The 13,560-nt window shown below is 44.8% G+C and carries 11 protein-coding genes; 6 read left to right on the plus strand and 5 right to left on the minus strand.

Going from position 1 to position 13,560, the window contains the following annotated elements:
* The first annotated feature begins 14 nt into the window (after nt 1-14).
* From lysS to ACXAC1_RS13070, 3 genes are all read left to right on the plus strand, one after another.
* Nucleotides 15-1,517: a lysine--tRNA ligase gene (lysS, locus tag ACXAC1_RS13060; protein WP_475061936.1), complete on the plus strand. Its 1,503-nt coding sequence runs from the start codon at nt 15-17 to the stop codon at nt 1,515-1,517.
* A 90-nt stretch (nt 1,518-1,607) separates the two neighbouring features.
* The gene (gene hisC / locus ACXAC1_RS13065) at nt 1,608-2,663 is read left to right on the plus strand and encodes a histidinol-phosphate transaminase (protein ID WP_475061938.1); all 1,056 of its coding nucleotides are present in this window, start codon (nt 1,608-1,610) and stop codon (nt 2,661-2,663) included.
* A gap of 436 nt (nt 2,664-3,099) precedes the next feature.
* Nucleotides 3,100-4,590 carry an acetyl-CoA hydrolase/transferase family protein gene (locus tag ACXAC1_RS13070; protein ID WP_475061940.1) on the plus strand — a complete coding sequence of 497 codons (1,491 nt, stop codon included), beginning with the start codon at nt 3,100-3,102 and terminating at the stop codon, nt 4,588-4,590.
* A gap of 35 nt (nt 4,591-4,625) precedes the next feature.
* Here ACXAC1_RS13070 and ACXAC1_RS13075 read toward each other — a convergent pair whose 3' ends face one another.
* From ACXAC1_RS13075 to ACXAC1_RS13095, 5 genes are all read right to left on the minus strand, one after another.
* Nucleotides 4,626-6,557 (minus strand): sensor domain-containing protein, encoded by a 1,932-nt coding sequence (locus tag ACXAC1_RS13075; RefSeq protein ID WP_475061942.1) that lies wholly within the window; start codon nt 6,555-6,557, stop codon nt 4,626-4,628.
* A 160-nt stretch (nt 6,558-6,717) separates the two neighbouring features.
* Nucleotides 6,718-7,416 (minus strand): SDR family oxidoreductase, encoded by a 699-nt coding sequence (locus ACXAC1_RS13080; RefSeq protein WP_475061944.1) that lies wholly within the window; start codon nt 7,414-7,416, stop codon nt 6,718-6,720.
* Nucleotides 7,417-7,561: 145 nt separating this feature from the next.
* On the minus strand, nt 7,562-9,445 hold the full coding sequence (gene dxs / locus ACXAC1_RS13085; protein WP_475061946.1) for a 1-deoxy-D-xylulose-5-phosphate synthase: 1,884 nt from the start codon (nt 9,443-9,445) through the stop codon (nt 7,562-7,564).
* 48 nt (nt 9,446-9,493) lie between these two features.
* Nucleotides 9,494-10,375, minus strand: coding sequence for a (2E,6E)-farnesyl diphosphate synthase (ispA, locus tag ACXAC1_RS13090; RefSeq protein WP_475061948.1), 882 nt, complete (start codon nt 10,373-10,375; stop codon nt 9,494-9,496).
* Complete coding sequence (locus ACXAC1_RS13095; protein WP_133563050.1) at nt 10,372-10,614, minus strand: exodeoxyribonuclease VII small subunit; 243 nt, start codon at nt 10,612-10,614, stop codon at nt 10,372-10,374. The genes ispA and ACXAC1_RS13095 overlap by 4 nt, the downstream gene beginning before the upstream one ends.
* Before the next feature lie 170 nt (nt 10,615-10,784).
* Here ACXAC1_RS13095 and pomA point away from each other — a divergent pair, with 170 nt between their 5' ends.
* The 3 genes from pomA (at nt 10,785) to dapB (ending at nt 13,502) form a co-directional block, all read left to right on the plus strand.
* The gene (gene pomA, locus ACXAC1_RS13100) at nt 10,785-11,540 is read left to right on the plus strand and encodes a flagellar motor protein PomA (protein ID WP_273103438.1); all 756 of its coding nucleotides are present in this window, start codon (nt 10,785-10,787) and stop codon (nt 11,538-11,540) included.
* A gap of 32 nt (nt 11,541-11,572) precedes the next feature.
* Nucleotides 11,573-12,583: a flagellar motor protein MotB gene (locus ACXAC1_RS13105; protein ID WP_475061950.1), complete on the plus strand. Its 1,011-nt coding sequence runs from the start codon at nt 11,573-11,575 to the stop codon at nt 12,581-12,583.
* A 115-nt stretch (nt 12,584-12,698) separates the two neighbouring features.
* Nucleotides 12,699-13,502 carry a 4-hydroxy-tetrahydrodipicolinate reductase gene (dapB, locus tag ACXAC1_RS13110; RefSeq protein ID WP_475061952.1) on the plus strand — a complete coding sequence of 268 codons (804 nt, stop codon included), beginning with the start codon at nt 12,699-12,701 and terminating at the stop codon, nt 13,500-13,502.
* Nucleotides 13,503-13,560: the final 58 nt, after the last annotated feature.

The following is a 13,560-nucleotide window of genomic DNA, read 5'->3' on the forward strand; positions in this document are numbered from 1 at the left end:
TAACTTACAAAATCATGTCTAACGAAACTCAAAACGAGACCAGCGTAAATTCTGACGATAACCGTTTAGTTGCAGAGCGCCGCGCTAAGTTGGATGCCATTCGTGAGCAAGGTGTTGCGTTTCCTAATACGTTCCGCCGTGACGCTTACGCAGCGGATCTACAAGAGCAATTTGGCGAGCTTGAAAAAGCTGAGCTAGAAGAGAAAAACCATGTTGTTAGCATTGCTGGTCGTATCGTACGTAACCGTGGTGCGTTCATGTTGCTACAAGACATGTCGGGTCAAATTCAGGCTTACGTAAACCGTAAAGCGCTTGATCCTGAATTGCTGAAAGACATCAAAACTTGGGACCTAGGTGACATCATTGGTGTGACTGGCCCAGTGCATAAGTCTGGTAAAGGCGATCTTTACGTGGATATGCAGTCAGTTGAGCTGCTAACGAAGTCTCTTCGCCCGCTGCCTGATAAGCACCACGGCTTGGCTGACATGGAAATGCGTTACCGTCAGCGTTACGTTGATCTCATCGTAAACCAAGAATCACGTAAGACATTCGAAATTCGCTCAAAAGTGATTTCTACCATTCGTCGCTTCCTTGAAGATCGTCGTTTTATGGAAGTGGAAACGCCAATGCTGCAAACCATCCCTGGTGGTGCATCAGCGCGCCCTTTCGTAACGCATCACAATGCGATGGATATGGACATGTTCCTACGTATCGCACCTGAACTTTACTTGAAACGTCTAGTAGTGGGTGGTTTTGAGCGAGTTTTCGAGATCAACCGTAACTTCCGTAACGAAGGTGTATCGACGCGTCACAACCCAGAATTCACTATGATTGAATTCTACCAAGCGTACGCTGATTACAAAGACCTTATGGATCTTACCGAAGAGATGCTTCGCACTGTGTCTGAGCAAGTGTTGGGTACCACAAAAGTCCCTTACCAAGGTGAAGAGTTTGACTTCGGTGCGCCGTTCATTCGTATGACAATGCTTGAAGCAATCTTGCACTACAACCCTGAGCTAACGGCTGAAGATCTAGATACGGTTGAGAAAGCAACGGCTGTTGCTAAGAAACTTCACATCGACGTTCAGCCAATTTGGGGTCTAGGTAAACTTTGGACTGAGATTTTTGAAGAAACAGCGGAAAGCAAGTTGATTCAACCAACGTTCATCACTGAATACCCAGCAGAGGTATCACCACTAGCACGTCGTAACGATGACAACGAGTTCATTACTGATCGTTTTGAGTTCTTCGTTGGTGGTCGTGAGATTGCTAACGGCTTCTCGGAGCTTAACGATGCGGAAGACCAAGCGGCACGTTTCCGTCGTCAGGTTGAAGAGAAAGACGCAGGTGATGACGAAGCGATGCACTACGATGCGGATTACATCAACGCTCTAGAATACGGCCTTCCACCTACTGCAGGTCAAGGTATCGGTATCGACCGTCTAGTTATGCTGTTCACGGACTCTCCATCGATCCGTGATGTACTACTATTCCCTCATATGCGTCCACAAGACTAATTGGGGCATTATCGCGTATTACACGTTTGATGAATTATAAGGCCTCTTTATGAGGCCTTATTTGATTTGATTTAAAACAGAGAGAGTAATATGAGCCGTTTTTGGACTGACAAAATCGCTTCTCTTGACCCGTATGTGCCAGGGGAACAGCCACAAGATAAGCAATACATTAAGTTAAACACAAACGAAAGCCCTTACAGCCCATCTCCTAAAGCCCTTGAGGCGATGCATGAGCAAGTGAGCGAGAAGCTACGCTTGTACCCAGACCCAAACTGCCAAACGTTGAAAAATGCGTTGGCGAAAAGTTATGGTGTTGAAGCCAGCCAAGTATTTGTCGGCAATGGTTCAGACGAAGTGCTAGCGCTTGCGTTTATGGGCTACTTCGCGGGTGGCAAGCCTTTAGCGTTTGCTGACATCACTTACAGCTTCTACAAGGTATACGCAAATTTATACGGTATTGAGCCTAAGATTATTCCGTTAACGGAAAGCTTTGATATTGATCCTACGGATTACGAAGATCTGGATGTCTCAGGTGTTGTGATAACTAATCCCAACGCGCCAACGGGTAAAGCTCTGCCTCTTTCGGATATTGAGAAAGTGTTAAAAGCGAATCCAGATGTGGTTGTATTAGTGGATGAAGCTTATGTTGATTTCGGTGCGCAAAGCGCTGTGTCATTGGTGAATCAATATCCGAACCTAATGGTCGTTCAAACCTTTTCGAAATCTCGTGCACTAGCGGGTATTCGTGTGGGCTACGCCATTGCACAGTCTGAGTTGATTGATGGACTTGAGCGCTTGAAGAACTCGTTCAACTCATACCCAATTGACCGCATTGCGCTAGCAGGTGCAACGGCGGCGGTAGAGGATGCGGAATACTTGCAAGAGATCTGTGACAAAACCATCGCTACACGCGAGTGGACCGTTACAGAGCTTGAAAAGCTTGGTTTTGAGGTGTTGCCATCGGCGACGAACTTTGTCTTTGTTACGCACCCTGAGAAAGACGCTGAGAATTTGTACTTGAGCTTAAAAGAACGGGGCATCTTAGTTCGTTACTTTGGTAAGAAGCCACGCATTGGTGAATACCTACGTATTACGATAGGCATCGACGTAGAAATGCAGGCATTGATTGAAGCTTTGTCGGTTTAATTATTAAGTTCACTACCTAGAAAGGGGCGGTTGCCCCTTTTTTATCGATTTTATTGCGTAGACTCCCATCTTTCTAGCGTGCACAGTGTGATTATTTTCTCTTAGTAATCACATTAAGTTTCCAATCTTTGTAAGAATATCATTAGAGTAGATTTTCAATTTATAGTTGTACCTTTTGGCTATTATTAAAAACACTCAAATGCATTGTATTTACTCTTTCTGAGAGCTTATTTTAAGCTCATAAAGCTCACATAATTCATCTAATACTTTGGTCCAGATTACGCTTCCCTTAGTAATTTTTATACTGTGCGCACTTTAATCTTTGGCGTCAGTATCTTTTATCCTGTGCAGCACTTTCGTGCGCGCTCACATGAGCGACTGCTCTGAAAAAGTTTAGCTGACGTTTGCCAGATAAAATTAAAATAAAGGTTCTAAGATGAGTTTAGAGAGAATAAGAAACAGTGGTTTGCACGAGAAAGTCATGTCTGCTGAGCAGGCTTGTACGTTTATTAAAGATGGCATGACCGTTGGTATGAGTGGCTTTACTCGGGCAGGAGAAGCCAAAGCCGTACCGAAGGCGCTAGCGGAACGTTGTAAACAACACCCGATTAAAATCAACCTAATGACCGGCGCTTCGCTTGGTAATGATTTAGATAAGATTTTAACGGAGTCTGGTAGCCTTGCCCGCCGTATGCCTTTTCAAGTGGATACAACCTTGCGAAAAGCCATTAATACTGGTGAGGTCATGTTTATTGATCAGCACCTTTCTGAAATGGTAGAGCAATTACGCAGCCATCAATTAACACGGCCTGATGTGGCGATTATTGAGGCGGTTGCCATTACGGAAGAGGGCCATATTGTGCCAACGACTTCTGTCGGTAACTCGGCTAGCTTTGCCGTCTTTGCTGACAAAGTAATTGTAGAAATTAACGCTCTACACAGTGAAAAGCTGGAAGGTCTGCACGATATTTATATACCGACCTATCGTCCAACGCGTACACCATTACCACTTGTTAAAGTGGATGATCGCATTGGCACTACCGCGATTCCTATTCCTCCTGAAAAGATTGCAGGGATTGTCTTCACTAGTACACCGGATTCTTATTCAACCGTTTCGGATCCTGATTCTGAAACGGCGTCTATCGCTCGTCACTTAGTCAGCTTTTTAAAAGAAGAAGTTGCCGAAGGTCGTTTGCCAAATAACCTTGGCCCACTGCAAGCGGGGATCGGTAATATTGCCAATGCGGTGATGATGGGCTTGTTAGATTCAGACTTTGAAGATCTGACAATGTACTCAGAAGTGCTACAGGATTCGACTTTTGATCTGATCGACGCGGGTAAAATGAAATTTGCGTCAGGTTGTTCAGTCATCTTGTCTGAGCGCATGAACTCAAAGGTATTTGATAATATTGAGGCGTACAAAGATAAATTAGTACTACGCCCACAAGAGATGTCTAACCATCCAGAGCTTGTACGTCGTTTAGGTATTATTGCTGTTAACACCGCGTTGGAATTTGACCTATATGGCAATGTCAATTCAACCCACGTCTGCGGCACTAAAATGATGAATGGCATTGGTGGTTCAGGTGACTTTGCCCGTAATGCCAATATGTCTATCTTTGTGACAAAGTCGATTGCCAAAGACGGTGCTATCTCTAGTGTTGTGCCAATGGTGAGCCATGTAGATCACACGGAGCACGATGTTGATATTCTAGTGACTGATCAAGGGTTAGCGGATTTACGCGGCCTTGCACCTCGAGAACGTGCTGTGCGTGTTATTCAGAATTGTGCACACCCTGACTATCGTTATCAGTTGATGGATTACTTTGAGCGAGCCTGTGTACGAGGTGGTCATACACCGCACTTAATGGAAGAAGCATTTAGCTGGCATGTTGGCTTAGAGCAGAACGGAACAATGAAACGCTAAAATCAAGGCGGCTAGCTATATTGCAATAAGATTAGCTAGTCGCACAAATTTCTTTTTGTTTCTAGTGCTTCTATAGGTGCTGGGATAGCGTAATAAAAACCTTGCCGGTAGTGGATGCCGATTTCATCTAGCATTTTTTTCTGTTGTAGCGTTTCAACACCTTCTATTAAGCAGTTTAAATTTAGACCTTCACATAGCTCTTTAATACACTTAAGAGTTAGTGTCGATTTAGCTATGTCTTTCAGGAACGCTTTGTCGATTTTGACAAAGTGGGCGGGGATTTGATCTAAATAGGCAAGTGAGGAATAGCCGGTTCCAAAATCATCGATTGCAATAGAAAAGCCCTGTTGAAACATATTGTGCAGTACATTATGTTCTGTTTCCAAAGCGCTTACTAGAACACTTTCGGTTAACTCAATAACAATGTCTTGTGGCTGGCAATTCATTTCTTTAAGTGCTTTATTAAGGTCATCGAGAAAGTTGGCTTGAGACAAGTGAGCGCCTGAAATATTGACACCGACAGTAAATTGATTTCCATACAGTTTTTTTAGGCGTGGTAGGTCGGCACAAGCTCGTTTGATTATCCAATCCTCCAGAATAGATATTTTTCCTGTTTGTTCTGCCGCGATAATTATCTCAATTGGGGGGATCAACCCAAGAGTAGGGTGTTGCCAGCGAAGAAGCGCTTCTGCGCCAACTATATGGTCTGATTCATGCTTGTATATAGCCTGATAATACAGTGTAAGCTGGTTCTGGTTAATTGCCTCATCCAACCCTTGAATGATGGTGGATCGCCTAAGTAGCTGATCTTCCATGCCTGCTTCATAGATCACATAACGATTTCGTCCAGTATTCTTTGCTGTATACATGGCTGCATCTGCGCAAGTAATCATGTGTTCAGGGTTCTTGATTCGTGATGAGTTAGAGACCACACCAACACTTGCCGAAATAAGTATTCGATGTATAGAGTCAATTTGAATGGGCGAAGACAACTGGGATACGATTTGCTGCGCAATGGCATTGATCTCATCGGTTTTGTAATCTGAAACGATAAGAATAAATTCATCCCCCCCTAGGCGGGCGATAATTGCATCGTCCTGAGTGCAGGATCGGATACGACGAGCAACTTTTTTGAGAACTAAATCTCCTACTGCATGCCCATAGCTGTCGTTCACAGGTTTGAAGCCATCTAAATCGATGTACAGCAGAGTATGATGTTGACCACTTAGTGGTTGAAGTGTCTCTAATACTCCACGCCTATTTAATAATCCTGTTAGGGAGTCTGTTCTTGAGGCGTGCTCGTGCTTTAATTCTGTTAGCTTTCTTGCGTGAATGTCAGTTAGAGTAACAATAACTCGCTCGGATTGTTGCTCTCTATCTAGTTCAAGACGATGCCAGCGTTCCCCTGCAAGTGTCACCATTAAATGGTCATTTTCGTAATGGGATTGATCAGTAGATAGGAGTTGTTTAATAGCGGTTGTTGGGGTTAGCAAGCAGCTAAAATTGTCAATACTAGTACCAAACTGATCTTTAAAAGATGGATTAAAGCTCAGCAATTTTCCTTGAAATGAAAAAAGAGCTAATAATAAACTTTTCCCCATCTCTCCTAACGAGCGATTTAAGAGTTCAGAATGTGTACCTATTACAAGTAATGCAATACTTCCGTCTTCTATTTGAATGCTACTGAAGCTGAGAAAAACATGCTTGGTTATATTATTCGGTGTAAGTCGCCACCAGCATTCGATGGTTTGCCCCTTACCACAATCTTTTAGATAGCCAAGTAGCTTTTGCTGGACCGCATCTGAGGTTTTTGACCTCAAATCTCTTTGCTGCAGTTCTACGAGAGTGTCTGCTTCCCAGAGATTTATTGCAGCATCGTTGGCCCAATGGATTTGGTAGTTCATCACATCATAAATCCAAACGGGTTGTCGTAAATTCTCGATGTTTAAACTTCTCAAACTTTGCAAGCCAAGCTCCTTTTCCACAGTGCATTAAATGAAACAATACTCTTTCGCTATAGGAGTTGGAAGAGGGGGCTCACAATGATTGGCTTCTATGAGCTTTAAGGGAGGTGGTTTATTTGAATTGGCTTGATAGCCGGATAGAAATCTATCCGGCTATCAACGTTCAGGAGAAGATTGTTTCGATGGAAGTGTTTCCATTAAACAGTTCGAGAACTTTTACTTTGGATGATTCTCGTGCAACGCAGCAACAAATAGCTTCAGCAACATCTGCTCTTGCGATGCTGGCATCAGCTATTGATTCAGGGCGCTGGGTACTGCATGTGCCACTTGGTATATCGTTATTTAGCTTACATGGACGAAGGATTGTGTAAGGTAAGCTGGACGCAGTTAAATACTCATCAGCAATATGCTTGGCAATAATATAGGGTTTAATATCAGCATCTATTTCTTCTGGATCATCAGCAATATGCTTGGCAATAATATAGGGTTTAATATCAGCATCTATTTCTTCTGGATCATCAGCACCATAGGTGCTAAGCAAAATAAAGTGGTCTACGGATGGCTCTTCTTCCGCGTAATCGATGGCTCTTTTAGCTGACCACAGGTCAATTAAGAGTGTTTTGTCGTAACCTGTTTCCGATCCAGAACCAGCAACAAACACTACTTTTTTGACGCCATCGAATGCCTCACTAAAGTCGTTTTCCAGATCGATGACAATAGTCTCCAGCGAGGGATGATTGAGTTCATCTGAGAAGCTAGTGTCGCGAACAAGAGCGCGTACGGTATAGCCTTTCTGTAGTAGCGAATGACAGACTTTTTGGCCGATTTGACCGCTTGCGCCGATTACCAAAATTGTACTCATGGTTATAGGCCTTTGATTGAGAATTTATACAATCCTATGCTACAACTTAGCAGCTAATATGAACGAATAACTGTTTTCAGAGGAGTTTGTAGAGGTTTCTGTATGTGGGAAAGGCGGTCATCTAACCGCCTTTTATATCTGGGGCTTAAAGTGACAGGAGTTTGTTCTCAATAGCATTAAGGATACCTTGCTCATCAATGCCAACACGTTTTAGCATTGCTGAATGACTGGCATGCTCTTCATATCGGTCAGGAAGCCCTAAGTGCAAAACAGGTACGTGAATATTGTTGTCATTTAGGAATTCACTTACTGCCGAACCAGCACCACCCATGACAGCGTTTTCTTCTATTGTCACAATCAGTTTGGCGTCCTTATGAGAGAGCAGTGTTTCTTCATCCAGAGGCTTAACAAAACGCATATCCAATAGTGTTGCATCGAGCTTTTCTGCAGCGAGCAATGCATCATAAGTTGGACGGCCAAAACCGCAGATAACGACACCAGAGTGGCCCTCGTGTAGCGTGCGAGATTGTCCTAATTTAATGCTCTCTAGCTTATCGTTTACCGTGATGCCTCGACCTGTGCCTCTAGGGTAGCGAACGGCAGCAGGACCGGAGTACTCATACCCTGTGTGCAGCATCTTGCGACACTCATCTTCATCAGCTGGTGCCATGATAACCATATTGGGGACACAGCGAAGATAGCTTAGATCGTATGCACCGGCATGAGTTGGGCCGTCTTCACCGACTAGGCCTGCTCGGTCTATGGCGAATAAAACGTCGAGGTTTTGCAGTGCTACGTCATGAATTAATTGATCGTAAGCTCGCTGTAGGAACGTTGAGTAAATGGCAACAACTGGTTTTAAGCCATCGCAAGCCATACCTGCAGCCAGTGTCACAGCATGTTGCTCAGCGATGGCTACATCGAAATATCGATCTGGATATCGCTCTGCAAATGCAATTAAATCTGATCCTTCTTTCATTGCGGGAGTAATTGCAACTAAGCGTTGATCTTGCGCTGCGGCATGGCATACCCAGTGACCAAAAATGTTACTGTACTTGGGCAATGAAGGCTTGGTGGGTTCGGTAGCAGGCTTGTCATCAGGTTCTACTTTATTAATGGCATGATAACCAATTGGGTCTCCCTCGGCGGGTTCAAAGCCTTTGCCTTTTTTGGTGATGACATGAAGAAACTGAGGGCCTTTACGATCTTTCAGATTGCTTAGCGTTTGCGTTAACAGTTCAATGTCGTGGCCATCGATTGGGCCAATATAGTTAAAACCAAGTTCTTCAAAAATAGTACCCGGAGCAACCATGCCCTTCATGTGCTCTTCTGCTTTGCGTGCAAGCTCAAGGGCTGTCGGTAAACCAGAGAACACCTTGCGGCCGCTTTCTCGAATATTTTCGTATGTTTTACTTGCCCAGATACGCGCTAAAGAGCTGGAAAGGGCGCCGGCTGGCTTGGAAATGGACATTTCATTGTCATTGAGGATGACCAGCATATCGGCTTTGACATCACCAGCGTGGTTCAATGCCTCAAAAGCCATGCCTGCGGACATGGCACCGTCACCAATGATCGCTACAGCTTTACGTGACTTCTTGAGCTGTCGTGACGCCAGTGCCATGCCAAGTGCAGCGCCAATCGATGTACTGGAGTGGCCAACTCCAAAGGTGTCGTAGTGGCTCTCTTCGCGTTTTGGAAAGCCCGAAATGCCGCCTTCTTGTCGAATGCTAAGTAGGGCATCTCGACGTCCAGTTAAGATTTTGTGAGGATAGGCTTGATGACCAACGTCCCATACTAGGCGGTCATCAGGGGTATTAAAAACATAATGAAGTGCCACTGTTAACTCTATAACACCTAGTCCCGCGCCAAAGTGCCCACCTGTCTGTCCCACGCTATAAAGCATGTATTCACGTAGTTCTCTGACAAGCAATGGAAGCTCTTTCTTCGACAATTGGCGTAGATCGGCTGGGCTGTCAATTGTGTCGAGTAATGGCGTCAAAGGACGCGATGTTGGAATCGTTTCGAACATGGGCACCGGGTGGTCACTTATTCAGTCTTAAAATAGCGGGGCATTATATCAGTGATTACGAGCAATAATATAGTTAGCGAGCTCGACTAATGGTTCCGCCTTTGGACCAAAAGGTTCTACTTGAGCAACGGCTTCATCGTGTAATCGTTTAGCCAGTGCTTTGGCGCCATCCAACCCTAATAATTTTGGATAAGTTGGCTTGTTGGCATCAGCGTCAGAAAACTGGGTTTTTCCAAGCGTTTCAGTATCGCTAGTGATGTCTATAATGTCATCTTGAACTTGGAAGGCTAGGCCAATGGCAGAAGCGTAAGCATCTAAAGTAGCTAGGGTCTCGGTATCGCTTACACCGACACTTTGTGCCCCCATTTTAACAGCGGCTCGGATCAGCGCGCCGGTTTTATGGCGGTGCATTAACTCTAATTCTGCTAAGGACATGCCTTTATCCACATTGGATAAATCGATCATTTGTCCTGTGATCATTCCGTGCCTGCCACTTGCGCTATGCAGCGTTTGGATCAAAGCCAGCTGTATTGAAGCTTGCGCAAAGTTGGATTGACTTAATAGTTCAAAAGCAAACGTCTGCAAGGCATCTCCAGCAAGAATAGCTGTGGCCTCGTCGTACTGAATATGGCAAGTTGGTTTGCCGCGGCGTAAATCATCGTCATCCATGGCAGGTAGGTCGTCGTGAATCAATGAATAGGCATGAATGGACTCGACTGCAGCGGCACTGGCATCGGTCAATTCATTTGCTTCAGAGAACAGCTGTGCGACGGCGTAAGTTAGCATTGGGCGCACGCGCTTACCACCATTAAATAGACTGTAGCGCATAGCTTCTTGTAATCGATTGGCAGGTTCATAATCTGATAAAGCGTTGTCTAAGTAACGGTTCACGCGCTCACAAGCATACTGCGAAAATTGCTCTAGGTTCACTGTTCGGATTCCGGGTCAAAAGTTTCAAGGCGTTCTCCGTCATGCTTTTCAAGTAGGATTTGTACCTTTTGCTCTGCTTGAGTCAGTACAGATTGGCAGTCTTGACTAAGTTTGACGCCTTTTTCAAAGGCTTTAAGGGCGTCTTCAAGAGACAGCTGATTGGATTCAAGTTGCGCAACAATCGTCTCCAGTTCGGATAGATTTTCTTCGAAGTGGCGCACGCTAGTTTTTCGAGACATAATGACTTCTCTTTTGATAACCTACAATTTGTAACAGAATTCCGCATTATTCACGAGTGATGTCACTCTAAAATTACAAAATAGTATCGTGACGGTAAGACGAATCGATACGAATTGTTTAAAATGGATATTCTTGAGTCGCATTATAGCTTTATTCGTAGGAGACGTGTGTGGATATCGCAACGTTATTAGGTTTAATCGGTGCTTTTGTAATCGTTCTGATGGCCATTTTATTGGGCGGTTCTGCAGGGATGTTTATCGACCCTGCCTCGATTCTGATTGTATTGATTGGTTCTACCTTTGTTGTTCTGATGCAATACCCCTTAGGACAATTCCTTGGGGCCGGCAAATCTGCTGCGAAGGCATTTATGTTTAAAAGTGTCCCACTAGACACTTTGATCGACGAAATCTATGGATTAGCAGACGAGGCTCGTAAGGGCGGATTGCTTTCCTTAGAAGGTAAAGAAGTGAGTCATCCTTTCTTATCAAAAGGGATTCAAATGCTGGTTGATGGCCATGATGGCTCTGTGGTTAGAGCGCAACTGTCAAAAGACATGAACCAAGCGTTTACCCGGCATGATAACGGAGCCAAAGTATTTAAGGCCTTTGGTGACACGGGCCCCGCAATGGGGATGATCGGTACCCTAGTCGGTTTGGTACAGATGTTGGCAAACATGGATGACCCAAAAGCGATCGGCCCAGCGATGGCGGTAGCACTTTTGACAACTCTTTATGGTGCCATGTTAGCGAACATGGTTTGTCTACCGATTCAGGCAAAACTTTCAAACCGTGCGAACGAAGAACTGTTGTGTCAACAGCTAATTTTGGATGCATTGTTAGCGATTCAAGCAGGACAGAACCCACGAGTGTTGGATGGGGCTCTGAAAACCTACATTGCGGAAGGCAAGCGAACTGAGCGTGAATAACGCTTTTGTCAGTTGTAATTGGATAGTATGTCATGAGTGCTGAAGAAGACGAAAACGATTGCCCCGAATGTATAGAAGGCCTTCCGGCCTACATGGGAACCTTTGCCGACTTGATGTCGCTGCTGATGTGTTTCTTCGTATTGCTTCTGTCTTTTGCCGAAATGGATGTTTTGAAGTTTAAGCAGCTGGCGGGTTCGATGCGAGAAGCCTTTGGTGTACAAAAGCAGATAGAAGCTGAGTCTATCCCAATGGGTACTTCTATCATTGCCCAAGAGTTTAGTCCTGGTCGTCCTGAGCCAACCCCTATTAATGAGGTGCGCCAAAAAGCGGACGACACTCCAGAAAATACATTAGAAGTGATGTGTAAGCCAGATGCGGCTCAATTAAATGAGCAGGATGGTGCTGGTCAACCATCCCCAAATACCACAGTGGACATGTCTCAAGCGGATATGCAACGTGAGCAGCAGATTCAGCAAACGGAAGAAACGGCTCAACAAGTTGCCTCGGTAATGCGTGAAGAGATTTCCAAAGGTACTGTTGAAGTAGAGACTCAAGAGAATACCATTACAATACGTCTAAAAGATCGAGGATCATTTCAATCCGGTTCTGCGGAGCTTAACTACGACTTTATCCCTATCATTGACATGGTACGCGATGTATTGGTTGGATTAGATGGTAGCATTGCGGTTGAGGGCCATACGGATAATATTCCGATTGATAGTGCTCGTTTTCGGTCGAATTGGCAGCTGTCATCTGCCCGAGCAATTTCAGTGGCTGAGGAGCTTTTTTCAACAGGTCAGCTAGAGCAAAGCCGCTTTTCTGTTACGGGTTTTTCTGATACTCGTCCACTTGTTCCAAATGATACGCCTCAGAATCGAGCCACAAATCGTCGAGTAGAAATTGTCATTCGTCAAAATGACTTGGCGCGTAGGAATGTAATCGAACCAGAATACCCTCCAGGTATTGATGGTGATCCAGACACCAATGATTTATTTACTGAAGGTGATGGTGGATTTGATCTAAATCCAAATGAAATTTTCTAACGCAATTCTATAGAGCATCAGAATCAGCGGCCTTCGGGCCGCTTTTTTAGTTCTAATAATGCGTAAAAGAGGGAATTTTGGTATGGTTCTCAACAAATTAATTTGAGGATAAAAAATGATGCGTATAGCGGTTATTGGCGCTGCCGGGCGTATGGGCAAAAACCTTATTCAAGCGACAGTCGATGCAGAGGGTGTTGAGTTGGGAGCAGCCATTGTTTCCCCGAACAGTTCATTGTTAGGCGCTGATGCAGGGGAAATAGCTGGCGTAGGCAAGCTAGGTGTAAGTTTAGTCAGTAGTTTAGCAGACTGTGTTGCGGATTTTGATGTGCTGATTGATTTTACGACACCTGCTTTAACAGTAGCGAATGCCGCTTTTTGTGCAGAGCATAATAAAGCGATCGTAATCGGTACCACAGGCCTAGACGACGAGCAGAAGTCAGCACTGATGGTTGCCGCAGAGAAAACTCAGGTGGTCTTTGCCCCTAACATGAGTGTAGGGGTGAACCTAACTCTGAAGCTTTTATCGTTAGCAGCGGAGATTCTTGGTGATGAATACGATGTTGAAGTGGTAGAAGCGCATCACCGTCATAAAGTTGATTCACCTTCTGGTACTGCTTTACGCATGGGTGAAGTCGTTGCTGAAGCCCTTGGCCGTGATCTGAAAGAATGCGCGGTATATGGCCGTGAAGGTCAAATTGGCCCTCGTACGCAAAAAGAAATCGGCTTTGAAACCATTCGAGCTGGCGATGTTGTAGGTGAGCACAGTGTGTGGTTTGCAACTGAGGGTGAACGTATCGAGATCGTTCACAAGGCGAGTAGCCGTATGACGTTTGCCAAAGGTGCTGTGCGAGCGGCGGCTTGGTTGAAAGACCAACCAGCAGGTCTATTTGATATGCAAGATGTTTTGAGCCTTAAGTAGTACGCCAACTATCCAATCTTCGAAACATAAAAAGGCTGCATATGCAGCCTTTTTGCTT

The organism is Marinomonas sp. AWM4_232, from assembly GCF_056158325.1.

Coding starts and splice junctions, on each gene's coding strand:
- lysS (WP_475061936.1), top strand. CDS start 15: ATGTCTAACGAAACTCAAAACGAGACCAGCGTAAATTCTGACGATAAC.
- dxs (WP_475061946.1), bottom strand. CDS start 9,445: ATGTTCGAAACGATTCCAACATCGCGTCCTTTGACGCCATTACTCGAC.
- ACXAC1_RS13080 (WP_475061944.1), bottom strand. CDS start 7,416: ATGAGTACAATTTTGGTAATCGGCGCAAGCGGTCAAATCGGCCAAAAA.
- ACXAC1_RS13095 (WP_133563050.1), bottom strand. CDS start 10,614: ATGTCTCGAAAAACTAGCGTGCGCCACTTCGAAGAAAATCTATCCGAA.
- ACXAC1_RS13105 (WP_475061950.1), top strand. CDS start 11,573: ATGAGTGCTGAAGAAGACGAAAACGATTGCCCCGAATGTATAGAAGGC.
- ACXAC1_RS13070 (WP_475061940.1), top strand. CDS start 3,100: ATGAGTTTAGAGAGAATAAGAAACAGTGGTTTGCACGAGAAAGTCATG.
- dapB (WP_475061952.1), top strand. CDS start 12,699: ATGATGCGTATAGCGGTTATTGGCGCTGCCGGGCGTATGGGCAAAAAC.
- hisC (WP_475061938.1), top strand. CDS start 1,608: ATGAGCCGTTTTTGGACTGACAAAATCGCTTCTCTTGACCCGTATGTG.